Genomic DNA, 23,463 nt, shown 5'->3' with positions numbered 1-23,463 from the left:
GGGGGTCAGCAGTCGGTGATCAGGGCTCGAGGGTCGATGCCAGCCACGGCACGGTCTGCATACCGAAGAGGTCGGTGCCCCAGCCGTAGAGGTCGGTGAGGAACCGGATCATGCTGCAGTCGGTGGGTGCGTACGTGACCTCGGTGCCACCGGCGCGGTACTTGTCGGCGAGGTCGCGGGCGTCCTGCGCGGGAACCAGCGACATGGGTGAGTCGTCGGCGGCGCACGAGGCGATGAGCACGTCGGACCGCGGCGCCCGGGTCCCGAGCTGGTTGTCCTCGTAGACGTGCTGGAACTCGGGGATGTCGGCCGGGTGCAGACCACTGGTGAACAGCGTGTTCAGCGGCAGGAACGGTGCCGTGAAGTAGGCCGGGGTCTGGCACTGCGTGCGGTAGTAGTCGGCGAGGGCCTTGCCTGCCGGGTTGAGCTTCTCGTCGATCCGCATCTCGGGGTACTTCGGTTCCAGCCCGAGGAGCGTGGCGAACCCGAATCCCGAGCCGATCGAACCGTCGGCGGTGGCGAGGAAGTTCTTCTGGTTGACGACCATGCCCTCGAGGACGGTGGAACGAATGTTCAGCTCGGGCGCGTAGTCGTCGTGTGCCTCGGCCGCGAACGCGGCGCCGACACCGCCGCCTGCGATTCCGAACAGGGAGATCGGCGAGTCCGCGCCGAGTCCGGCCTCGTCCACCGCGAGCGCGGCACGCAGGCCGTCGAGGTTGGAGTGACCGGCGAACTTCCCGGCGAACACGCCGTGGGGTTCCGGGTCGCCGTCGTTGCCGACGTCGGTGATCATCACCGCGTAGCCCTTGCCGAACAGCAGGGCCAGGGGACCGAGTGCGGACCAGGAGGCGCCGTCGAGCGGTGCACCGCCGGTCCACTGGGTACTCGGGTGGCAGTAGGCGCCGACGCTGTCGTTCGCCTCCTGGTATCCGATGATCGGGCGGGTGGCGTCGTCCCTGCCGTCGTCCGGGATCATCAGGATCCCGGTGCTGATGTCCCGGGTCTGCCCGTCGATGTCGGTCGTGACGTACATCAGCTTCCAGGCCCGGAGATTGCCCGGCTGGTATCCGGTGAACTGCACCGTCACGGGCTGGGCGGCGAGCAGTGTCCCGGGTGCCTCGTCGCCGCGGAGGACGGGCTCGTCGTAGAACGGGTCGCCGGGCTGGAGCGCCTCGAAGATCTCCTCCGGTGACCCCATCCGTCCCTCGGTCATGGCGCCGACGACGTAGCCGTTGAACACCTCGTCGAGGCCGGGGGTACGGGGAGGCTCGTGCGCCGGATCCTGCGCCTGCGCGGGAGCGGCGAGCCCGGCCCACGTGATCGCCGCGGCTGCGGCGACGGGAACGATCCGTCGGACGAGGGTCCTCGGGCTGTGCTTCATCGTCGATCCTCTCGCCGGACGCACGGTGGCGCCGGTGTCGTGCAGGTGGAACGGGTTGCAGAACACTGGTGTTGCTGCGTCCGTGTGCCCGGACGGTGCTCGGGCGCGATCACGGTAGCCGACAGTAGCCGTCTACGTTCCCTCGGGATGTGGGGGCGGTGAGGGCGCGAGTCCCCGAGGGGCGGGACTTCGGCCCTCCATGGTGATGCTCGCTTTCACCAGGCTGTTTGTTACTTTCTATGGCGAGTATCACATATGACTCGGCAGGTTACCGGTATCGTCCCGGAATTTGCTACACAGTTGCGAGTCGAGAAGTCCCGGTGCAGTGCCGGAGACGCGTTCGGCGAGATCGATGTCAGGAGCACACGTGAAAACCCGTTCTCTCGTCGCGGCACTGGCGGTCGCGGTGTCCACCGCAGCCGCCATGCTGGCCGCTCCCGTCCACGCGCCCGCGTCCACTCTCGACCGGTACCTCGACGCGCCGAGGAGCAACGAGCAGGCCGAATACGTCGGCGGGGTGAATCCGGAGTTCTCCACCGACCCGGCCGTCCTGGGTGGGCTGCTGGAGGAGGCACGCTCGTCGGGGATTCCCGCGCAGCGCTACGCGGCCCTGCTGCACCAGTACTGGCTGACCGTCGCCACCACCAAGGCCGGCCTCGACCTGAACCGGTGGGACCCGCAGCTCGGCCTGGCCGCCAACGAACAGAACATGTCCGACACGTTCGCCTACTACCAGGCGCTCGCCCTCGAACACCCGGACTTCCTGTGGACGGGGCAGGGCGGCATGGCCGGCCCGTCCTTCGCCGCCGGAATGATGGACGTCGACCTCGGCCGGCTCGTGCTCGAGGTCCGGGAGGCGCGAGATCTGGTAGCGGGCATCGTCGGCACCCTCGACGAGGCCGCCGCACCGGCGACGGCGCATCTGCCCTCCGACGTGCAGGCGCTGCTCGAGGTCGGGGCGCTGATCACCGCGGAGGACATCGCCCATTTCCAGGTGCAGGTCGTCGCGATGAGCAAGCACATCTTCATGGACCTCATCCCGCAGCACGAGGCGTATCTCGCCGGCGGGATGACGGCGATCGACGAGTACCACCGTGCCGGTCTCATCGACGACAACGCGTACACGGCGTGGAAGCTCATCGCCACCGGTGATCCCGAGAACATCGTCGTCGGTAACCAGGATCTGCTCTACCGCGAGCAGTTCCAGTCGATCGGGGACCAGTGGGATCGGGTCGCCGCCTACGGATCCGACGAGGGGCGGGGAGCGGTCGGCCGGGCGCTGACCTACCTGAGCACCATCGGCGCGGACCCGGCGATCCCGGGGGTGGTACCGCCGCGCGAAGCCTCCCCGTTGACGTTGACCACCGACGACATCGGTGTCCCCGCAGGCTCGCCGACCTGGCACCTGCAGACGCCGCTGCCCGACTTCAACTGGGCGGACCGCGAATCCCGGTGGGAGTACATCACCGAGCGCATGGTGCCGCAGTACCGCTCGCTCAAGGAGAATCAGCCCGACGTGTGGCGGGCCGCGATGAGCAAGCCGATGTCGCAACAGATGTTCGAGCAGCGCGCGTTCGTGCGCCTGCCGCAGGTGCTCTCGTCGGTGGCGGCGACCACCGCGCTCTGGTACGGCTGAGCGCGGCGGTTCGGGCCGGCCGTCACCGGGCGGACAGCTGGGCCGCCAGGGCGTCGAGGACCGCGGGATCCTCGATGGTCGACGGCACCGTGTACTCCTCCTGGTCGGCGATCTGCCGCATGGTCTTTCGGAGGATCTTGCCCGAGCGGGTCTTCGGCAGGGCGGCGACGACGGTGACGTCCCGGAAGGTGGCGACGGCACCGATCCGGTCGCGAACCATCGCGACCAGTTCTTCGCGCAGGCGTTCCGGATCGATGTCGGCGCCTGCCTTCAGGACGACGTACCCGCTGGGGCGCTGGCCTTTGAGCTCGTCCCGGATCCCGACGACGGCGCATTCGGCGACGGCCGGGTGCGCCGCCACGACGGCCTCCATGGATCCGGTGGACAGCCGGTGCCCCGCGACGTTGATGACGTCGTCGCTGCGGCCGAGGACGTACACGTAACCGTCCGCATCGATGTACCCGGAATCACCGGTGAGGTAATAGCCCTCGAACGTCGACAGGTACGAGCGCCGATACCGTTCCTCGTCCCGCCAGAGGCCGGGGAGGGTGCCCGGAGGCAGGGGCAATTCGATCACGATGTTGCCTTCGGTGCCTGCCGCCACCGGAGCGCCCTCGGCGTCGACGATCCGTACCCGATAGCCGGGAACCGGAACGGACGGTGAGCCGGCGACGATCGGCATCGGTTCCAGGCCACGCAGATTCGCACAGATCGCCCACCCGGTCTCGGTCTGCCACCAGTGGTCCACCACCGGCCGGTCGAGAACCCGGCCCGCCCACTCGTAGGTGTCGGGGTCGAGTCGCTCGCCGGCAGCGAACAACGTACGCAGCGAGGAGATGTCGTACTGCGCGAGCAGTGCCGCATCCGGATCTGCCTTGCGGATCGCCCGGATCGCGGTCGGCGCCGTGAACAGCGCACGCACCCCGTGGTCGGCGACGACCCGCCAGAAGGCGCCCGCGTCCGGAGTGCCGACGGGCTTGCCCTCGTACATCACCGACGTGGCGCCGGCGAGGAGCGGCCCGTACACGATGTAGGAGTGGCCGACCACCCATCCGACGTCCGAGGCTGTCCACCACACATCTCCGGGCGAGATGTCGTACAGGTACCGCATCGACCACGTGAGGGCGACGGCGTGACCGCCGTTGTCGCGCACCACTCCCTTGGGTTTGCCCGTCGTTCCCGAGGTGTAGAGGATGTACAGCGGGTCGGTCGCGGCCACGGGAACGGCGTCGACGGGAGCGGCCTCGGACATCGATGCGTCCCAGTCCAGCCAGTTGGCGCCGTCGGTGGCGTCGGCCGCCGAGCCGGGGACCTCGGGCCGATCCTTCACGATCACGGTGCGCGGGGGAGTGGCGGTGAGCGCCAGCGCCTTTGCCACGATCGGCAGATATTCCACGGTCCGCCCGGGTTCGAGCCCACCCGAGGCAGTGACGAGGGCGACGGGTTCCGCGTCGTCGATGCGGGCGGCCAGCTCGGCCGCGGCGAACCCGCCGAACACGACGGAGTGGACGGCGCCGATGCGGGCGCAGGCGAGCATGGCTATCGCAGCTTCGGGGATCATCGGGAGATACACGACGACGCGGTCTCCCGCGGCGACACCCTGGGCGCGCAGCACTCCGGCGAACCGTGCGACCTCGTCGAGCAGCTCCGCATAGGTGTAGCTCCGGCACTGTCCCGTCATGGCGGAGTCCCAGATCAGCGCCGCTCGATCACCGTGACCGGCGAGCACGTGCCGATCGAGGGCATTGTGGGCGGTGTTGAGCCGACCGTCCGGAAACCACCGATACAGCGGTGCCGCCGAGTCGTCGAGCGCGCGCGTCGGCGGGGTGGCCCAGTCCAGGGCTTCCGCCGCCTCGAGCCAGAATCGCTCGGGCTCCTCGATGCTGGCGCGGTAGACGTCCTCGTATGTGGGCCGGGTCGAGCTCATCGGGCACCCTCTCGTTCGCCTGGGCTCCAGGCTCCTGCATTTCTCGTCCTGTGTCTCAGGCCACAGTAGGTCAGCGTCGGCGCCCCGGGCCACGTCCCGGGGGTCCGGAGCGCCCGGCGGCGTTCGGTCCGCGCCGAACGGTCCGTGGGCCGGTGGCAGCAGCATCTTGGCGAACGTCCGTCCATCTGCAAAGGTGAGCCTGAGCTAAGTCGCAACGGAGGTGTCCTGTGGGCCGAGGGAAATCGATGCTGGTGGGGATCGTGGGTGTTCTCGCGCTCGTGTCGGCGGGATGCAGCGCCGACGAGGAGTCGACAACGGAGTCGGACCGCACCACCGTCGTCGAGCACAAGTTCGGAAGCACCACCGTCGAGGGGATACCCGAGCGGATCGTCGCGGGCGGTAGCCAATGGGTGGACGCACTGCTCGAGCTCGGTGTCGAGCCGATCGCCTATCTCTCCGCCGGGGACCAGGGTGACGAGCGCGGGCTGTATCCCTGGCAGGAGGACCTGAGTGAGGACGCGCAGGAACTCGATCGGTCCACTCTCACCCAGATCGGTGCGCCGTTGCCCGAGGAGGAAATCGCGGCGCTGCAGCCCGATCTCATCCTGGCCTCGTTCGCCGTCACCTCGCAGACCGGGTTCGACCGGCTGAACACCATCGCGCCGACCGTGTCCGAACTCGGCGACGCGCAGGTCGATTCCTGGGAGGATCAGCTGACCGTGCTCGGCCGGATCCTCGACAAGGAGGACGAAGCAGCGAAGGTCATCGAGGAGCGCAACGCCGCGATCGACGACCTCGCCGCCGAGTTCCCCGGTCTCGAGGGCAAGACTGCGGTGCTCTCCCAGTACATGTTCGCCACCAACCAGCTGATCGTCGTCGCGGATCCCGACGACGGTGCCGCGCAGACCTTCCGGCGACTGGGGATGTCGGTGCCGCCCGCCCTGGTGGACGAAGCCGGGGCCGTGGGCGGGAGGCTGACGCTGAGCCCGGAGCGGGTCGATGCACTCGTCGCGGACCTGGTGGTGATGCTTCCGAACGGCGGCACGCAGGAGCAACTCGAAGCCTTGCCCGGGTTCGCCGATCTGCCCGCGGTGCAGGGCGGCGGTCTCGCCGTGGTGGACTACCCGACGGTGGTCGGCTTCAACACGCCGTCGAGCCGATCGGTCGCCTATTCGCTCGACCAGATCATGCCTCAGCTGGAGGCGGTGGCCAGGGCCTGACGATCCCGGATTGTTACCCTTTCGTCTGCTGCGTAGGTGGGGCAAGCACCGTACCGTGATCGCATGACGCTGCTCGCCGAAGATCTGCTGCTGCTCATGCTCGACGAGGAATCCGGGAAACCACTGGTGGACAGCACGAAGCTGCCTCGTGTGCTCGCCGGTGCGGTGTTGCTGGATCTGGCGTTGACCGGGGTCGTCACCCCGGCCGAGCCCGGTGAGGACGCGCGCAAGGGCCGGCTGGTGATCCGCACGCAGGAGTTCCCGGAGGATCCGCTGCTCCGGGATGCCGTCGAGATCGTGGGTAAGGGTCGTCCGCTGAAGCCGGAGAGCGCGATCGAGAAGTTGTCCAAGGGTATTCGGGACAAGGTGGCTACCCGCCTCGTCGCGGACGGGTGGGTGAGGGAGGAGCGCTCGCGGATTCTCGGGCTCTTCCCCTCGGTGCGGTGGCCGCAGGTGGACGGCAGCCGTGAGCACGCCTTGCGCGCCGAGATCGGTGCGTCGCTCGTCGACGGCATCACGCCGACTCATCGCACGGCTGCATTGATTTCCTTGATCGCAGCCGTCGACGTGGCTCCCAAGCTCTTTCCGAATGCGGACAAGAGGGCGATGAAGAAGCGCGCCAAGGAGATCGCCGAGGGCGATTGGGCAGGCAAGGCCGTTCGCAAGGCGGTGGATGCGGTGAATACGGCGATCATGATCGCCGCGACAACTCCGGCGATCGTGGCAGCAAGCAGCTGATCGACCTCACGGCGCGTGGGTGCGTTCTCGTGCCCCGTTGCATCGGAACCGTTGTCCGGCAGCGTGCCGGTGTCCCGGGACGCGGCGCCGGTGCGGGCTCACGCTCGCCGGTGGGGTGAATACCGGGTGCCTGGTCTTGCCGATCGTCACTTCCCAGTCCGTGGTGTGGAGTAGTCGGTGGTGGGTGCCGCAGAGCAACACGAGGTTGTCGAGGTCGGTGGGTCCGCCGTCTGCCCAATGTCTGATGTGGTGGCCCTCGCACCAGGCGGCGGTGGCTCCGCAGCCGGGGAAGGCGCAGCCACCGTCTCGGGCGGCGAGGGCCTTGCGTTGGGCCCTGGTGACGGTGCGGTGGGTGCGTCCCACACTCAACGGGGCGCCGTGCTCGTCGAGGATGATCGCCGTCACCTGCGCATCACACCCCAACAAGCGTGCGGTGTTGACCGTGAGGGGCCCCATCCACGGCGACCACGCGATACCCCGCACATCGGCAAGACCAGAGAGGTCAGCGACATCAGCAGGATCACCAGGATCGGCGGGGTGCGTGTCTGTGTTGTCGGCCGGCCGTGTTCTGCGGGCATATTCTTCCCGCCGGTCCTGGCCGAGGTCCCGCGCGTGTACGTGTACCGACAGGTGCGGACGTTCCCCACCCTCGACCCCCAACTCGCCGAACGCGAGGAGCATCGACAACAACTGGGCGAGCCCGTCCGCGCGACGTCGGGACGGTGTGCGCGGGTCACGGGTCCCGTCCGCTGCCGGGTGTGGTGCCGAGTATTTCGACAGGGCGGTCAGCAGCATCTCCCCGGTCACTGCGTCCACGTCACCACGAATCGCGACCCGACCATTCAACGTCTTCGATACATACAGCTCGTTACGGTCGGTGTCCTCCGACGCGGGCTGGTCATCGGATTCGAAGATCGCCTCCAACTTCGCAATCGCCGTGCGGACTCCGTCGGTACGCGCCAACGGCCCGTCCGCCGCCGCCAGCAACGCCGCCACACACCCCGGTAGAGCCTCGGCGGGCATGCCTTTCGGGGGCTTCGTGCAGAACCGGACGATCACCAACGCATGCTCGAACGCGATCCACCCCGCATCGAACGCCTCCGCTACCGCGGGATGCTCGGCCAACCCGGCACCGAGTTCCACGATCCGCCCCGCCGCACCCGGCGACACCACCGTCACCGACGACAACCACCCCTTCGTCGACGCGAACCCGTGATCCTCCCGCGTACACCGGCGCTCGACCTCGGCGACCACAGCCACCCGCTGCGCCTCCCACACCGCGATCTTCGCGCTCAACGCGACAGCGTCACACAACAACTCACGACTGGTCCGCTCCCGGAAACGATCCCCCTGATACCCCATACACGAACATTACCTCGAAAGAATGTTCGAAACAAGAGTGGGTGTCCGGCGAAATGTTAAGTGCAGCAGTTCGGGTCGAGGATCGAGCGGAGGGCGTCGAGAGCGTCTCTGCGGGCGCTGTAATACACGTTCATGCCTCGGCGAGTGGACTCGACCATGCCGGCCTTGCGGAGCTGGCCGAGGTGATGGCTTGCGGTTGATTCGGTGAGGCCGATGCCGGCGGCCAGATCGCAGGTGCAGATCTCCCCGCTCTCCGTGGTGAGCAGGATCGACATGAGCTTTATCCGTGCCGGGTCGGCCAGGGCCTTGAGGCGCAGTGCGACCTGGAGTGCTGCGTCGTCGTTCATCGGCGCGGCCGATATGGGGTTGCAGCAGACGGGTGAGCTCACGTCGATGGTCGGCAGCGCCTTGGGCATGTGCTCGATCCTACGCGAGATCTATTGACATATGTCGAAAAGGTCGTCAGCCTTGCCTGCGTACCTATTCGACATATGTCACACACCTGGAGGCTGTCTCATGTCACGCGCTCAACTCGCTCTCGATGTCGACGACTTGCCGAAGGCGGTCGCGTTCTATTCCGCGCTGTTCCGCACCCGTCCGGCGAAACTGAAGCCGGGCTATGCGAACTTCGTCGTCGCGGACCCGCCGTTGAAACTGGTGTTGCTCGAGAACCCGGGCCGAGGAGGCACGATCAACCATCTCGGTGTCGAGGTCGAATCGTCGGCGGCAGTGCACGAGGAAATCGCACGCCTGAGCGGAGAGGGACTGTTCACCGACGAAGAGATCGGTGCGACATGTTGCTTCGCCACCCAGGACAAGGTCTGGGTCACCGCTCCGGATGGGGAGCGGTGGGAGGTGTACACGGTGCTGTCGGATTCGGACACGTTCGGCTCGAGCGCCGCGACCGACGTGCGGTAGCGGCTCGCCGTCACTCGTCGAGTAGTCGTGTGGCGAGATCGTCTACGCGAGTGGCGATCTCGTCCCGAATCAGTCGCATCCGCTCGATCCCGTCGACACCGCGCAACGACGGTTCTTCGATGTTCCAGTTCTCGAGCCGGACTCCCGGCCCGACATCGACGCGCGCTTCGCTGCCGAGAGTGACCACGACGTCCACTCGGCGGATCAGGTCGGGATCGAGCGGCTTCGGACGTTCGTCGGTGATGTCGATCCCGACTTCGATCAGGGATTCGGCAGAGAGAGCGTTGATCTCGCTGCCGGGGCGGGTTCCGGCCGAGTGGACCTCGACGGTATCGGCCGTTGCCACGCGCATGAGACCGGCTGCCATCTGTGATTTTCCGCCGTTCTTGACGCATACGAACAGCACGCTCGCGGTGGCAAGCATCGTTCAGAACTCCTTCGTGAGTGCCGGTGCTCGGCGTGTATCGGGGAAGCGTGCGCGCAGTGCGAGGGCGACGTAGACCAGGCCGACCAGTACGGGGACCTCGATCAACGGTCCGACTACCCCGGCCAGCGCCTGGCCGGAGCTCACGCCGTAGGTGGCGATCGCCACCGCGATCGCCAACTCGAAGTTGTTGCCCGCGGCGGTGAACGCGAGAGTGGTGGTGCGGGCATATCCGAGCCCCATCGCGGCGCCGAGCAGGATGCCGCTGCCCCACATCACCACGAAATAGACCAGCAGCGGAACCGCGATACGCACGACATCCAGTGGCCGCGAGGTGATCTGGTCGCCCTGCAGTGCGAACAGCACGACGATCGTGAACAGCAATCCGTACAGCGCCCACGGTCCGATCCGGGGAAGGAACCGGTCCTCGTACCAGGTGCGGCCCTTGGCTTTCTCGCCGTATCGGCGGGTGAGGTAGCCGGCGACCAGTGGGATGCCCAGAAAGATCAGCACCGACTTCGCGATCTGCCACGGTGAGGTGTCGATGGTGGCCTGTTCCAGTCCCAGCCACCCCGGCAGCACGGACAGGTAGAACCAGCCGAGACCGGCGAACATGATCACCTGGAACACCGAGTTGATCGCGACGAGTACCGCGGCGGCTTCCCGGTCCCCACCCGCGAGGTCGTTCCAGATGATCACCATCGCGATGCAGCGCGCCAGGCCGACGATGATCAGCCCGGTCCGGTACTCCGGAAGGTCCGGAAGGAGTAGCCAGGCGACCGCGAACATCAACGCCGGGCCGACGACCCAGTTGAGCGCGAGGGAGCCGATCAACAGGCGGCGGTCGCCGGTGACGGTGTCGAGCCGGTCGTAGCGAACCTTCGCGAGCACCGGATACATCATGACCAGCAGCCCGACGGCGATGGGCAGCGATATCCCGTCGAGCTCCACTCGCCCGAGAGCCTCGCCGAGCGTGGGAACCATCCTGCCGAACAGGAGGCCTACCACCATGGCGCCGCCGATCCACACCGGCAGGAACCGGTCGAGTACGGACATCGTGCCGACGACCGCGGCGGGCCGGTCCGTCCTGGTCACCGGAGTGTCGGTGCTTGTGCTCGTGGGGACGACGATTCCGGAGACAGCACGGCGGACAGCTGGGCAAGAGTAGGCGCGACCACCCGGTAGTACACCCACGTGCCGCGGCGCTCGCAGTCCAGGACCCCGGCCTCCCGGAGGATCTTCAGATGGTGCGAGATGGTCGGCTGCGACAGATCGAACGAACCGGAGATGTCGCACACGCACGCCTCGCCGCCCTCGTGGCTGGCCACCAAGCTCAACAATCGCAACCGCACCGGGTCGCCGAGCGCCTTGAATGCTGTGGCCAGCTGGGCGGACGACTCCGCGGACAGCGGCTCGCGCACCAGCGGAACACAGGATTGGCCGGACGGCGTCAGTTCCCCTTGATTCGACACCGGTCAATATTGACATATTTCGAACCAGCCGGCCATTCTCGGGCTGTGACCTGCTGTGACCTGCTGTGACCTGCTGTGACCTGCTGTGACCTGCTGTGACCTGCGGAGTCCGATGAGAGCGGCTCCGCACCTTCAACCTACCGCGCACCCCGGGGCTTGTGGCAAGACCGGGGGCATGCGCCAGAATCGCTGGCCGAGGCCGAAAGTCCGAGGCGGCAGGTGCGCTCGGAACGTTCACGGAATCGGCTACTTCACCAACGCAGAGTCGAGGATTGTCATGATCGATGTGCTCATTGCCGGAGCGGGGCCGACAGGCTTGACGGCAGCCGCCGAGCTGCGGCTGCGCGGAGTGCAGGTGCTCGTGCTGGAGAAGGAAGCGCGGCCGACCGAGGTCGTCCGAGCTCTCGGCCTCCACGCGCGCAGTATCGAGATCATGGACCAGCGCGGCCTGCTGGAACGGTTTCTCGAACTCGGCAGGCAGTACCCGGTCGGTGGCTTCTTCGCCGGGATTCCCAAGCCCGCGCCCGAGCATCTCGACACCTCGTATCCGTACGTTCTCGGCATTCCGCAAACCACCACCGATCGTCTGCTGCTCGAGCACGCCACCGCGCTCGGCGCCGAAATACGCTGGAGTTCCGAACTGGTCGGCCTGAGCCGGGACGACGACGGCGTGACGGCTGAGGTCTCCGGCCCGGGATCGCTCCGGAGGCAGGTCCGTGCCCGCTATCTCGTCGGCTGCGACGGTGGACGCAGCACGGTGCGCAAACTACTCGGTGTCGGCTTTCCCGGCGAGCCCTCGAGGACCGAGACGCTGCTGGGAGAGATGGAGCTGGCCGCGGATCCGGAGACGATCGGCGCAGTGGTGTCCGAGGTACGAAGGACCCAACTACGTTTCGGTGCAACGCCTCTCGGAGAAGGTGTATACCGTGTCGTCGTGCCCGCCGAAGGGGTCGCCGGAGATCGCACGGTCCGGCCGACCCTGGACGAGGTGCGGCAGCAGATGCGGGTGGTCGCCGGTACCGATTTCGGTGCGCACTCGCCCCGCTGGCTGTCCCGGTTCGGCGACGCGACGCGGCAGGCCGAGCGTTACCGGGTGGGCCGGGTGCTGCTGGCGGGCGACGCCGCGCACATCCACCCGCCGACCGGAGGGCAAGGGCTCAACCTGGGGATCCAGGACGCGTTCAACCTCGGCTGGAAACTGGCAGCCGTGGTCGGCGGCTGGGCGCCGTCCGGCCTGTTGGACAGCTACCACACCGAACGGCACCCGGTCGCCTCCGACGTGCTGGACAACACTCGTGCCCAAATGCAGTTGATGTCCCTCGATCCCGGTGCCCAGGCGGTGCGCCGCCTGGTGTCGGAGCTGATGGACTTCGAGGACGTGAACCGGCATCTGATCGAGAAGATCACCGCGACAGCGATTCGCTACGACTTCGGTGAGGGGCACCCACTGCTCGGTCGTCGGCTCCGCGACGTCGATCTCGGCCGCGGTCGCCTCTACGAACTGATGCGCGGTGGCCGGGGGCTGCTGGTCGACCGCACCGGTCAGCTCTCGGTGGCGGGCTGGACGGACCGAGTCGATCATGTCGTCGACGCCGGAGCCGAACTGGAGGTACCGGCGGTCCTGCTACGGCCGGACGGCCACGTGGCGTGGGTCGGTGACGATCAGCGGGCGCTGGCCGGTCCACTCGCGCGATGGTTCGGCGCCGCGACCGGGTGAGGGAACATCACTGGCTCAGGGAAGCCCGAGTCCGCGGTAGCGGCCCAGGCGTGCGGACATCCGTTCCTCCGCGGGCGACGCGGCGAGGGCGTGCAATGACGAGGCGATGGCGCTGCCCACTCGTTTGGCGAAGTCCACCGGCTCGTCGGCGGCGTCCGGAAGCTCCGGGACGATCGTGTCGACGATCCCGTCGCGCAGCAGGTCCAGGGATCGGATCCCCTGGGCGGCGGCCATGTCCGGGGCATGCGCGGTGTCCCGGTGAACGATGGCACTGGCCCCCTCGGGAGGAAGCGGTGCGAGCCAGCCGTTCTGGGCGGCGACGACACGATCCGCGGGCAGGAAGGCGAGCGCTCCGCCGCCTGTGCCCTGCCCCAGCAGCACCGAGACCGTGGGAGTTCGCAGCGTGACCAGATCACTGATGCATCGGGCGATTTCGGGTGCCAGCCCACGCTCCTCGGCTTCCTTCGACAACGCCGCCCCGAGGGTGTCGATCACCAGGACCAGGGGAAGTTGCAGCTCCTCGGCGAGCTTCATGCCCCGGCGTGCCTCGCGCAGGGCGCCCGGCCCCATCGTGTGCCGCAGGGACTGCCCGCTGCGGTCCTGGCCGAGCAGGACACACGGCACGCCGCGGAACCGGGCGAGCGAGAGGAGGACGGTGCGGTCGGCCTCGCCCTGCCCCGTTCCACTGAGCGGGACCTGTTCGGTGGCCGCATGGCGCAGGAGTTGCCGGATGCCGGGGCGATCCGGGCGTCGGGACAGCAGGACCGACGCCCACGCCGGCCGGTCGGGGATCGGTTCCCGGTCGGGCGCGGCGTCGTCTCGTGCCGAGGGGGCGTCGACGAGGACACGGAGCACCCGGTGTACGAGCGTGCGCAGTCGCCGGGCGGGAACCACCCCGTCGATCACGCCGTTGCGGTAGAGGTTCTCCGCGGTCTGCACGCCCTCGGGGAACGGCTCGTTGTAGAGCGCCTGGTACACCCTGGGCCCGAGAAATCCGACCAGGGCGCCGGGTTCGGCGACGGTGATGTGGCCGAGCGAGCCCCAGGAGGCGAACACGCCGCCGGTCGTCGGATTGCGCAGATAGACGAGGTACGGCAGGTGCAGGGCCTTGTGCGCGGCGACAGCGGCCGCGATCTTCACCATCTGCACGAATGCGACGGTGCCCTCCTGCATCCGGGTGCCACCCGACGTGGGGGAGGCGAGCAGGGGAAGCCGCTCCGCGCCGGCGCGTTCGATCGCGGCGGTGATCCGCTCGGCGGCAGCGACCCCGATCGATCCGGCGAGGAACGAGAATTCGCATGCGATCACCGCGACGGTGCGACCCCGCACCGTGCCGGCACCGGTGATCACCGACTCGTCCGTTCCGGCGCGTTCGGCCGCCCGCTCGAGATCGGCGCGGTACGCGGCGCCCGGGCTCGTGTCGACGGGTGCTCGATCCCAGGAGACGAAACTCCCGGGATCGAGCACCAGATCCAGGATCTCGCGAGCCGCGATGCGGGTGGCCATGACGCGAGATTAGCGGAGGATCAGGATCGTCCGAGCGCTTCCTTCCACGACACCACCTTGCCGATGCGCAGGATCGACCGCTGGTAGATCTTCGCGGCCAGCACACTGAGTGCGGCGGTGACCGCGATCATCAACAGGGCGGTGCCCACGATCTGCGCCGGGCTCGCCACTCCGGCCGCGATGCGCAGCGGCATGAGGATGGCGGAGAACGGAGGTATCCAGCTCAGTACGTTGCTCAGCGTGCCGTCGGGGTTGCCGATCGCGGTGAAGGCGCTGAAGAACATCGCGAGGATGACCAGCATGAGCGGTGTCGCGGTGGCGTTCACGTCCTCCTGACGCGAGACCATCGATCCGGCGGCCGCATAGAGGACGGCGAAGAACGCGAAGCCGAGGACGAACCATCCGATGGTGCCGAACAGGACACCGAATGCGGTGCCCGTGACGGTGAGGACCCCGGTGGCCAGCCCCGTCGCGACGCCGGCGATCCCGTACACCACCAGCTGGAGCAGTCCGACCGCACCGATGCCGATCACCTTGCCCCACAACAGCTGCAGCGGCCGCAGTGTCGACAGCAGCAGTTCCACGACGCGGCTCGACTTCTCCTCCACGACGCCCATCGCGACGTACATGCCGAATCCGAGGATCTGCATGTACAGCAGGATGACCACCGTCACGGACAGTGCCACCCGCTGCCCCTGTTCCGGGTCCGGCGGGTCGAGTGCCTCGACGGTGACGGTGGCCTGCGAGGTGGCCTCGGCGAGCGCGGCGGAGTCGACGCCCTGCTCGGTGAGTGCCCGCGCCTGGGCGTTCTGGGCGACAGCCGAATCGACGACGGCACGCAGGTTCGCGCCGATCTCCTCGTTCGTGACGGCCGTGGCGGCGCCGGACGGCTCGGTGAGGACGGCGACGTCGAGGTCACCGTCACGGACGCGGTCCCTGGCCTCGTCGGCGGAACCGATCTCGCTGACGTCCACGGGCGTACCGATCGCGTCGCCGGTGGCGACGAGGACGGGCGCCAGTGCCTGGTCACCGACCAGGCCGATGGTCGCGTCCTCGTCGTCGCCACCGGAGAAGATCGAGAAGGCGATGATGCCGCCGACGATGACCACCAGCACGATGGCATTCGAGATGACGAAGCTGCGCTTGACGACCTGGGTGATGAACTCGCGACGGGCGACCAGCGCGATCGCGCGGGCCGGACTCAGCGGGGCGCTCATGCGGCCACCACCTCTCGGAACAGTTCGGTCAGGGACGGCCGGTGCGTGGAGAATTCGTGGACCGGGCCGGTTTTCAGTGCGGCGTGCAGGACGGTCTGGTCGTCGGTGCCCGGTGCGAGCTCGAGGACGGTGCGTCCCTCGCGGTGTTCGAGGACGGTGGCGCCGTCCAGATGAGCGGCCCAGCCGACGGGCGCGTCCGGGGCGTGGACCTCGAGCCGGGTGCTACCGGAGCCGCGTAGTTCGTCGACGGTGCCCAGGGCGCGCATGCGGCCCCTGCCGATGATCCCGACGCGGTGGCACAGCCGTTGGACCAGGTCCAGCTGGTGGCTCGAGAAGATCACGGGAACACCGGTGGCGGCCTTCTCCTTCAGCACGTCGCTCATCACGTCCACCGCCACCGGATCGAGCCCGGAGAAGGGCTCGTCGAGGACGAGTACCGCGGGATCGTGCACGAGGGCCGCCGCGAGCTGTACTCGCTGCTGGTTGCCGAGCGAGAGGGAATCGACCGTGTCGCCGACGCGTTCGGAGATCCCGAGCCGTTCGGTCCAGCGCTCCACCGCCTCCCGCGCCTCGGCGCGGGAGAGGCCGTGCAGTTCGGCCAGGTACGCCAACTGGGCGCCGACCTTCATCTTCGGATACAGACCACGCTCCTCGGGCATGTATCCGATGGTGCGGCGGACGTCGAGGTCGATGTCCCGGCCGCCGAGGAGGGCGCGTCCGGAATCGGCGGACAGCACGCCGAGCACGATCCGCATCGTGGTGGTCTTCCCGGCGCCGTTGCTGCCGACGAAGCCGAACAGCTCCCCGGGCCGGACGTCGAAGCTCAGGTCGTCGAGCGCGATGACGTCGCCGTAGCGTTTGGACAGTCCGTCGATCGTGAGGGTCTCGGGCATGAGGTCCTTCCCTGGGGTGCGGTCGTCGGTGTTCGTGATGGTGGCTCTCGGGTGGAGGTTCCTGCTCAGCGTTCCGTGGCGTCCTCCGGTTCCGGGTCGGGGCGGGTCCACGCGAGGATCATCGCAGGGGTGCACCCGCCGATGATGAGCGTCGTCAGCACCCACAGGCCACCCGCGTAGGTGCTGGCTCGGCCCGAGGACTCGAACGCCGCCGAGGCCACCAGGAAGATGGCCGGAAAGATCGTGAGCACCTGGGTGACGGTGAGTCCGATGGAGCGTGCGCTGTTGCGCTGCTGGATCTCCCACTCGTCGAGGGCGTCCCGAGGGGCGTCACTCTGCCGTCCGGAGACGATCTGCAGGATCGTCCAGGTGGGGAGGAAGATTGCCACGGCGACGAGCCACAGCAGCGGTCCGACGATCATGTCGAAGAGGCAGACGACCCCGACCGCGAACACGAAGGCGAATGTGGCGGCGAGGACGACGACCAGGACACGGCGGCGAGCCTGGGTGCGCCAGCCCGGGAGCCAGGTGCGGAACTGGTCCTCCTGCTTCAGGAACTGCCGGGTGCGGTGCTGCTGATAGCGCCCGAGCAGACTGGTGTCAGCCGGTGAGGTCATCGTCCTCGGCTCCTCGTGTCGATTCGATCGGGGGACGGCGATACAACTCGGTGGACAGCGGGCCGAACTCCCTGCGGGAGAACACGGCCTCCACCGGAAGCTCGAACACCGCGCAGATGCGGAAGGCGAGGTCGAGGCTCGGGTAGTGGTCGCCTCGCTCGAGTACGCCCACGGTCTGAGGATTGACGCCGACGAGCTCGGCCAATCGGGCCCGGCTCATCCTGCGCTCGGCGCGCAGGACTGCAATCCTGTTGTGAATGGGGAGTGTTTCTCCCCGTCGGACCGGAGACATGCATCATAGTGTTGTAAAAACACAACGCTTTGTCAATGTCTTCGTATGAGGTTTGCCTTAGCGGGAGGCTGATTCCGGAGGTGGCAGACTGGAAGTCGTCGATTCGCCCGGTTGGGCGCGAATCCACGAGGCAGGAAAGGTCAGGATCGCGGACGTGACGTACACCATCGCAGAACCTTGCGTCGATGTCTTGGACAAGGCGTGCATCGAAGAATGCCCCGTCGACTGCATCTACGAGGGTGGCCGGATGCTCTACATCCACCCCGACGAGTGTGTGGACTGTGGCGCCTGCGAGCCCGTGTGCCCCGTGGAGGCGATCTTCTACGAGGACGACGTCCCGGACGAGTGGGTCGAGTACACGAAGGCCAACGCGGACTTCTTCGACGATCTCGGCTCGCCGGGCGGAGCCGCCAAGCTCGGCAAGGTCGACTACGACCCACCGTTCGTCAAGGCGCTCCCGCCCATGGGCGAAGACTGACGGCTCCGCGCTCCGTCACACCTCCGACAGCTGTCCCGACTCCACCCGCCAGCGCCTCGTACTGCGGGTGGAGTCGAGCATTCTGCGGTCGTGGGTGACCAGTAGCAGGGTGCCGTCGAACCGGTCCATCGCCTGCTCGAGTTGTTCGATCGCCGGCAGATCGAGGTGGTTGGTCGGCTCGTCCAGGACCAGCAGGTTCACGCCCCTCGCCTGCAGGAGTGCCAATGCCGCACGGGTGCGCTCACCGGGGGAGAGTGAGGCGGCGGGGCGCAGGGCCTGAGGGCCGCGGAGACCGAACTTCGCCAGCAGGGTCCGTACCTCGGCGTCCGGCCAGTCGGGTACGTGTGCCGCGAAAGCTTCCGACACCGTCTCCTCGGCGGTGAACAGCGCCCGTGCCTGGTCGATCTCGCCGATCAGGACGCCGGAACCCAGGGCTGCGCGGCCCTCGTCGGGTGCGATCCGGCCCAGCAGCAGACCCAGCAGGGTGGTCTTTCCCGCCCCGTTCGGCCCCGTCACCAGTATCCGATCGCCCCAGTTCACCTCGGTGGTGATCGGGCCCAGAACGAAACCGCCGCGCCGGACGAGCGCGCCGTCCGCTGTGGCGACCACCGCGCCCGAGCGCGGTGCCGCCGCGATCTCCATCCGCAGCTCCCACTCCTTGCGGGGTTCCTCCACGACGTCGAGGCGTTCGATCCGGCGCTGGGTCTGCCTCGCCTTGGCAGCCTGCTTCTCGGTGGATTCGGCGCGCAGGTTCTTCCCGAGCTTGTCGCCGTCCTTCGCCTTGCGGCGGGCGTTGCGGACGCCGTGCTCCATCCAGTTCCGCTGCATCCGCGCGCGATCCTCGAGCGATGCGCGGGTGTCCGCGTACTCCTCGTACGCCTCGCGCGCATGCCTGCGGGCGACCTCCCGCTCGGCGAGGTAGGACTCGTACCCGCCGTCGTACACGTCGATCTTCTGCTGGGCCAGATCGAGTTCGACGACGGACGTCGCGGTGCGGGCGAGGAACTCCCGATCGTGGCTGACCACCACGATCGCCACCCGCGTCTCGGCGACGAAACGTTCGAGGAGTTCGAGCCCGGCCAGGTCGAGATCGTTGGTCGGTTCGTCGAGCAGGAGGACGTCGAACCGCGCCAGCACCAGGCTCGCCACCCCCGCACGGGCGGCCTGACCTCCCGACAGGGCGGTCATGGGGGTTTCCAGGGGGACACCGAGGCCGACGTCCGCGGCCGCCTTCTCGGCGCGCTCGGCGAGGTCGGCGCCGCCGAGCGAGAGCCACCGTTCCAGGGCCGGGGTGTACTCGTCCTCGTGCGGTGACGCATCGTCGGTGCCGAGCCGTTCCGCTGCGGTGTTCATCACCGTCTCCGCGTCGGCGACACCGGTGCGACGGGCGAGGAATCCCAGCACCGACTCCCCGGCGATCCGGTCCGGTTCCTGCGCGAGGTAGCCGATCGTCGCGTCGGCGGGAGTGCGCGTGACGGTCCCGGTCACCTCCGCGTTCCCGATCCCGGCGAGTGTCGTCAGCAGCGTCGACTTCCCGGCCCCGTTGGCACCGACCAGGCCCACCACCTCGCCCGCGGCCACGGTCAGGTCGAGTCCGGAGAACAGGGTCCGGTCACCGCGCGAGGCGCCGAGACCGTCGATGCGAAGAGTTGCCGTCACGACCGTCGAGTATCCGGGTACGCCGGGCCGGGGGCGACGTCAGGTCCACGTCCTGCGAGTCAGGAGCGGACCAGCAGGAACCAGCGGGGATCGACGGACCGCAGCGGCGGCGGTAGCCAGTCGGTGTCTGCATCGGTGTCGGCCACGAGCGTCCATTCGGTGAATCGCCGTTCGATGTTGGCCCGGGACGTCCCACTCGGCAGTGGTCCGCGGTAGCCGCGTCCGAAGGCGAACATCAGGAGCGACGCTCCGGGAGCGGCGAGGCGCCCGACCGACTCGACGTACGCGGTGCGCTCCTCGTGGCTCAGTCCGTGATAGCAGCCGACGTCGAGCAGCAGGGTGTAGCCGCCGTCGAGTGCGTCTCCGGGGTCGGTGATGTCCACCCGGCGGAAGTCGATCTCGACGTCGGCCCCGTGCGCCCGTCGCCGGCCCTGCTCCAGTGCCCGTTCCACGACGTCGATCGCGGTCACGTCCCATCCTCGCCTGGCGAGTTCGACGGCGTGGTAGCCGCGGCCGCAGCCGATGTCGAGGGCCCGGCCGGGTTCCGGCTTGGTGTAGGTACCGCACCCGAATCGGGGTTCCGGGGAGAACAGCCGGTCGACGTCGCGCTCGAACCGCTCGGCGCCGTGCTCCCAGGGGGCCCACCCCAGGCGGTACATCATCCGATACATGAGGCTCACCACGCCTCCTTCCCGACCTGCTGGTCGGTAATACCCCGAATGTCCGTCCCTGACACCTCCGGCCGGAATCGCGTCGCCGCACGTCGACGCTCCGGTTCCGCGCTGGTGGCCGCGGGTCCGGTCACCGTCCGGTTACCCTCAGGTATGACCTACAACAGTGGTAACAGTCAGGTGCCCACGATCGTGCTCAACGACGGGAAGGTCATTCCGGCGTTGGGGTTCGGGGTCTTCCAGGTGCCCGAGGACGAGACGTATTCCGTCGTGACGAATGCGCTCGAGGCCGGCTACCGCAGTATCGACACCGCCGCCGTGTACGGCAACGAGACCGGCGTCGGACGGGCGATCGGGGACTCGGGTATCGCGCGGGAGGACCTGTACGTCACGACGAAACTGTGGAATTCGGAGCAGGGGTTCGACTCGACCCTGCGGGCGTTCGACGCCAGCCTGAGCCGGCTCGACCTCGACTACGTCGACCTCTATCTCATCCACTGGCCCATGCCGTCGAAGCACCTGTACGTCGAGACCTACAAGGCGATGCAGCGGATCCGGGACGAGGGGCGTGCCGTGACCATCGGCGTCTCGAACTTCACGCCCGAGACCCTCGACGTGCTCGTCGCCGAGACCGGCGAGGTGCCGGCGATCAACCAGATCGAGTTGCACCCGGGATTCACGCAGGAGGAACTGCGCGCCTATCACACGGGTAAGGGCATCGCGACGGAGGCGTGGAGCCCGCTGGGGCAGGGAACCCTGCTCGAGAATCCCACCATCACCGCCATCGCCCAGGCACACGGCAAGACCCCGGCGCAGGTCATCATCCGGTGGCATCTGCAGATCGGCAACGTGGTCATCCCGAAGTCGGTGACGCCCTCGCGGATCGCCGGGAACTTCGACGTCTTCGATTTCGCGCTCACGTCGGAGGAGGTCACCACCATCGCGCACCTGTCCACGCCCGACGGCCGGATCGGCCCGGATCCGGAAACTTTCGGAGCCTGAACGGGATTCGCCGCGCTGCTCCCTCGAGATCTCACCTCCTACGAGATCTCACCTCCTTCGAGATCCCACCGAGGCCACCTTCACCCGCCCCCTCTGTCCGGGTGAAGGTGGCCTACGCCTCGTCAGACCGGTCGAAGGTGCCCTTCACCCAGGGGGAGGGGGTGCGGTGGTGGTGACGGGCCGGGGCTCGCGGGCGTCGTGACCGTCCCGTACCGCCCCGTCACGATTCGGTGGGGTCGGACGGGTGGGGCCGAGCCAGGCAGGCAGCCACCAGTTGGCGCCGCCCAGCAGGTACATCGTCGACGGCACCAGCACCATCCGGACGATCGTGGCGTCGATGAAGACGGCAGTCGCGAGACCGACACCCATCATCTTCACCGTCACGTCCGGGTCCAGCGCGAAGCCGGCGAAGACCGCGATCATGATGGCCGCCGCACAGGTGACGACCCGGCCGGTGGAGGCGAGGCCCTCGACCACGCTCGAGCGCGGGTCGCCGGTGACGAGCCACCGTTCCCGTACCCGGGACAGCAGGAACACCTCGTAGTCCATCGACAGGCCGAAGAGGATCGTGAACAGCAGGATCGGCACCCAGCTCGACACCGGAACCGCGTGGGGGAGCCCGAGTAACTGTGCACCCCAACCCCATTGGAACACCGCGACGAGAACGCCGTACGAGGCGGCCACGGACAGCAGGTTCATCGCCGCCGCCTTCACCGCCACCAGCGGGGCCCGGAACACGATCGTCAACAGCACCACCGAGACGGCCACGACGAAGCCGATCACCAGCCACAGCCGCTCGGAGAGGCGGTCCGAGATGTCGGCGAACGTCGCCGTGAGCCCGGTGACGTGGACACCCTCGGGCAGCTCACCGCGGATCCGGCCGAGCAACTCGGTGCTCTCCGGATCGCTCGGGCCCGTGGTGGGCTCGACGAGGATCAGGGCCGCCGTGCCGTCCGGGTTGACGAGGGCGGGTGCCACGCCCGCGACCCCGGGATCGGCGCCGAGAGTGGTCGACAGGGCGCTCAGCTGGGACGCCGGGACCTGCTCGAGGTCCACCGCGACGGCCAGCGGCCCGTTCGCGCCCGGCCCGAAGCCGTCGTGCACCAGGTCGTAGGCCTGCCGTGCGGTGTTCGACTCCGGCTGGCTGCCCGCATCCTGGGGCCACGTCCGCAGATCCAGGACCGGGGCGGCCAGCAGGAGCAGCAGTCCGAGTGCGGCGAGCATCCACAGCAGCGGGTGACGGGAGACTCGGACGGCCCACCGGTACGTCAGGGTCGGGCCCGTGTCAGGCCGTGAGCGCAGCCGGGCACTCGCCCGGCCCAGAACTCGCGGTCCCGCCAGCGCACACAGCGCCGGGACGAGGGTGACGGAGGTGAGCATGACGACGCCGACCATCGCGAACGTGGCGTAGCCGAACGACTCGAACATCGGCAGTCCCGCCAGGCGGAGCCCGAGCAGTGACACCAGGACTGTGGTTCCCGCGAACACCACCGACACCCCGGCGGTGGAGTTGGCGGCGGCGACGGCCTCGGGCGCCGGCATTCCGGCTCGCAGCCCTTCGACATATCGGGTGACCAGCAGCAGGGCGTAGTCGATCCCGACGCCGATACCGACCATGGTGGCGATCGTCGGCGCCAGCGTGCTCACCGTGGAGAAGCCGGCCAGGAGCATGATCAGCCCGGTCCCGATTCCCACACCGATCAGTGCGACGGCGATCGGCAGCCCGGCGGCCACGACCGAGCCGAATGCGAACAGGAGGATGACGAGCGCGACCGTGATGCCCACCGCCTCGGCGATCCCGGAGGGTTTCGAGATGTTCTCCGGCACCTGCCCGCCGAAGGCCACGTGGATTCCCTGCTCGGTGGCCGGGTTCGCGGCGGCCTCGAGCGCGTCGACTCCCTCGCTGCCCGTGAAGTCGGTGACCGGGATGTCGTAGAACACGCCGATCAAGGTGATGCTGCCGTCGCCGGACACGCGTGGTGGCGTCACCTGCGCCGCTCCCGGCATCGCACGGAGGCGCTCGGAGACCTCGCTCACCACGCCCCGGTCCACCGCTCCGTCGGAACTGTGTAGGACGACGCGGGCATCCGCTCCCGAGGTCTCCGGGAAGCGTTCGGTGAGCAGGTCGGTGCCCAGCTGCGCCGGGATTCCCTCGATCGTGTAGTCGTCGCGGGTCTCACCGCCGACCGCCGCCACTGCGCCGAACACGACGAACAGGAGCGCGACCCAGGTCACGATCACTCGCCACGGGTGATCCGCCGCGAAGCGGCCCACACGCGCCAGTAGTGCACTCATCGAGTGAAGTCCTCTCTCGGGAACGGCAGGCGAAAAGA

Annotated in this window: 22 protein-coding genes; 7 read left to right on the top strand and 15 right to left on the bottom strand. The window is 68.2% G+C overall.

The genetic code is table 11. The annotated features are described in order from the left end of the window. Positions 1-19: 19 nt before the first annotated feature. The gene (locus G4H71_RS05900; protein ID WP_072736321.1) at positions 20-1,381 is read right to left on the bottom strand and encodes a lipase family protein; all 1,362 of its coding nucleotides are present in this window, start codon (positions 1,379-1,381) and stop codon (positions 20-22) included. 367 nt (positions 1,382-1,748) lie between these two features. Here G4H71_RS05900 and G4H71_RS05895 point away from each other — a divergent pair, with 367 nt between their 5' ends. Beyond that, a complete protein-coding gene (locus G4H71_RS05895; RefSeq protein WP_246442549.1) occupies positions 1,749-3,017 on the top strand; it encodes a Tat pathway signal protein in 1,269 nt (422 codons plus the stop codon). 22 nt (positions 3,018-3,039) lie between these two features. Here G4H71_RS05895 and G4H71_RS05890 read toward each other — a convergent pair whose 3' ends face one another. Beyond that, positions 3,040-4,944, bottom strand: coding sequence for a propionyl-CoA synthetase (locus G4H71_RS05890; protein WP_072736046.1), 1,905 nt, complete (start codon positions 4,942-4,944; stop codon positions 3,040-3,042). 227 nt (positions 4,945-5,171) lie between these two features. Between G4H71_RS05890 and G4H71_RS05885 the strand changes: the two genes are divergently transcribed. Further along, on the top strand, positions 5,172-6,164 hold the full coding sequence (locus G4H71_RS05885; protein WP_246442550.1) for an ABC transporter substrate-binding protein: 993 nt from the start codon (positions 5,172-5,174) through the stop codon (positions 6,162-6,164). Between the two features lie 63 nt (positions 6,165-6,227). Then, entirely contained in the window at positions 6,228-6,902 is a 675-nt protein-coding gene (locus tag G4H71_RS05880) for a GOLPH3/VPS74 family protein (protein ID WP_072736318.1), read from the top strand. Between the two features lie 6 nt (positions 6,903-6,908). Here G4H71_RS05880 and G4H71_RS05875 read toward each other — a convergent pair whose 3' ends face one another. Both G4H71_RS05875 and G4H71_RS05870 read right to left on the bottom strand, forming a co-directional pair. Then, positions 6,909-8,264, bottom strand: coding sequence for an HNH endonuclease signature motif containing protein (locus tag G4H71_RS05875; protein ID WP_072736045.1), 1,356 nt, complete (start codon positions 8,262-8,264; stop codon positions 6,909-6,911). A 56-nt stretch (positions 8,265-8,320) separates the two neighbouring features. Next, complete coding sequence (locus G4H71_RS05870) at positions 8,321-8,680, bottom strand: Rv2640c family ArsR-like transcriptional regulator (protein ID WP_072736044.1); 360 nt, start codon at positions 8,678-8,680, stop codon at positions 8,321-8,323. A 100-nt stretch (positions 8,681-8,780) separates the two neighbouring features. Here G4H71_RS05870 and G4H71_RS05865 point away from each other — a divergent pair, with 100 nt between their 5' ends. After that, entirely contained in the window at positions 8,781-9,182 is a 402-nt protein-coding gene (locus G4H71_RS05865) for an ArsI/CadI family heavy metal resistance metalloenzyme (RefSeq protein ID WP_072736043.1), read from the top strand. 10 nt (positions 9,183-9,192) lie between these two features. On the opposite strand, the gene G4H71_RS05860 is transcribed toward G4H71_RS05865, so the two are convergent. Genes G4H71_RS05860 through G4H71_RS05850 form a run of 3 tightly spaced genes read right to left on the bottom strand, consistent with a single transcriptional unit; the run spans position 9,193 to position 11,078 of the window. Beyond that, positions 9,193-9,606 carry an arsenate-mycothiol transferase ArsC gene (locus G4H71_RS05860; RefSeq protein WP_072736042.1) on the bottom strand — a complete coding sequence of 138 codons (414 nt, stop codon included), beginning with the start codon at positions 9,604-9,606 and terminating at the stop codon, positions 9,193-9,195. 3 nt (positions 9,607-9,609) lie between these two features. After that, a complete protein-coding gene (gene arsB / locus G4H71_RS05855) occupies positions 9,610-10,662 on the bottom strand; it encodes an ACR3 family arsenite efflux transporter (RefSeq protein WP_072736317.1) in 1,053 nt (350 codons plus the stop codon). Positions 10,663-10,697: 35 nt separating this feature from the next. Beyond that, complete coding sequence (locus tag G4H71_RS05850) at positions 10,698-11,078, bottom strand: ArsR/SmtB family transcription factor (RefSeq protein WP_072736041.1); 381 nt, start codon at positions 11,076-11,078, stop codon at positions 10,698-10,700. Between the two features lie 277 nt (positions 11,079-11,355). On the opposite strand from G4H71_RS05850, the gene rox reads away from it, so the two are divergent. Beyond that, complete coding sequence (gene rox, locus G4H71_RS05845; protein ID WP_072736040.1) at positions 11,356-12,795, top strand: rifampin monooxygenase; 1,440 nt, start codon at positions 11,356-11,358, stop codon at positions 12,793-12,795. A 15-nt stretch (positions 12,796-12,810) separates the two neighbouring features. On the opposite strand, the gene G4H71_RS05840 is transcribed toward rox, so the two are convergent. The 5 genes from G4H71_RS05840 to G4H71_RS05820 form a co-directional block, all read right to left on the bottom strand. Continuing rightward, positions 12,811-14,301, bottom strand: a complete 1,491-nt coding sequence (locus tag G4H71_RS05840) for an acetyl-coenzyme A carboxylase carboxyl transferase subunits beta/alpha (protein ID WP_072736039.1) — start codon at positions 14,299-14,301, stop codon at positions 12,811-12,813. A gap of 20 nt (positions 14,302-14,321) precedes the next feature. After that, positions 14,322-15,518, bottom strand: coding sequence for an ABC transporter permease (locus tag G4H71_RS05835; RefSeq protein WP_072736038.1), 1,197 nt, complete (start codon positions 15,516-15,518; stop codon positions 14,322-14,324). Next, positions 15,515-16,411 carry an ABC transporter ATP-binding protein gene (locus G4H71_RS05830; RefSeq protein WP_072736316.1) on the bottom strand — a complete coding sequence of 299 codons (897 nt, stop codon included), beginning with the start codon at positions 16,409-16,411 and terminating at the stop codon, positions 15,515-15,517. The genes G4H71_RS05835 and G4H71_RS05830 overlap by 4 nt, the downstream gene beginning before the upstream one ends. A gap of 65 nt (positions 16,412-16,476) precedes the next feature. Next, positions 16,477-17,028: a hypothetical protein gene (locus G4H71_RS05825; protein WP_072736037.1), complete on the bottom strand. Its 552-nt coding sequence runs from the start codon at positions 17,026-17,028 to the stop codon at positions 16,477-16,479. After that, positions 17,012-17,320: a helix-turn-helix transcriptional regulator gene (locus G4H71_RS05820; protein ID WP_072736036.1), complete on the bottom strand. Its 309-nt coding sequence runs from the start codon at positions 17,318-17,320 to the stop codon at positions 17,012-17,014. Before G4H71_RS05820 ends, G4H71_RS05825 begins: the two co-directional genes overlap by 17 nt. Before the next feature lie 154 nt (positions 17,321-17,474). Between G4H71_RS05820 and fdxA the strand changes: the two genes are divergently transcribed. After that, a complete protein-coding gene (gene fdxA / locus G4H71_RS05815) occupies positions 17,475-17,798 on the top strand; it encodes a ferredoxin (protein ID WP_072736035.1) in 324 nt (107 codons plus the stop codon). 15 nt (positions 17,799-17,813) lie between these two features. Here the strand turns inward: fdxA and G4H71_RS05810 are convergent, their stop codons facing one another. Then, the gene (locus G4H71_RS05810; protein ID WP_072736034.1) at positions 17,814-19,457 is read right to left on the bottom strand and encodes an ABC-F family ATP-binding cassette domain-containing protein; all 1,644 of its coding nucleotides are present in this window, start codon (positions 19,455-19,457) and stop codon (positions 17,814-17,816) included. 59 nt (positions 19,458-19,516) lie between these two features. After that, entirely contained in the window at positions 19,517-20,128 is a 612-nt protein-coding gene (locus tag G4H71_RS05805) for a class I SAM-dependent methyltransferase (protein ID WP_083342801.1), read from the bottom strand. 153 nt (positions 20,129-20,281) lie between these two features. Here G4H71_RS05805 and G4H71_RS05800 point away from each other — a divergent pair, with 153 nt between their 5' ends. Further along, on the top strand, positions 20,282-21,130 hold the full coding sequence (locus G4H71_RS05800) for an aldo/keto reductase (RefSeq protein ID WP_072736314.1): 849 nt from the start codon (positions 20,282-20,284) through the stop codon (positions 21,128-21,130). A gap of 144 nt (positions 21,131-21,274) precedes the next feature. Here G4H71_RS05800 and G4H71_RS05795 read toward each other — a convergent pair whose 3' ends face one another. Continuing rightward, on the bottom strand, positions 21,275-23,425 hold the full coding sequence (locus G4H71_RS05795) for an MMPL family transporter (RefSeq protein ID WP_083342800.1): 2,151 nt from the start codon (positions 23,423-23,425) through the stop codon (positions 21,275-21,277). Positions 23,426-23,463: the final 38 nt, after the last annotated feature.

The organism is Rhodococcus triatomae (genome assembly GCF_014217785.1).
GTDB lineage: Bacteria > Actinomycetota > Actinomycetes > Mycobacteriales > Mycobacteriaceae > Rhodococcus_F > Rhodococcus_F triatomae.
The sequence above is the reverse complement of the archived record's forward strand: the minus strand, read 5'-3'. Positions and strand labels throughout refer to the sequence as shown.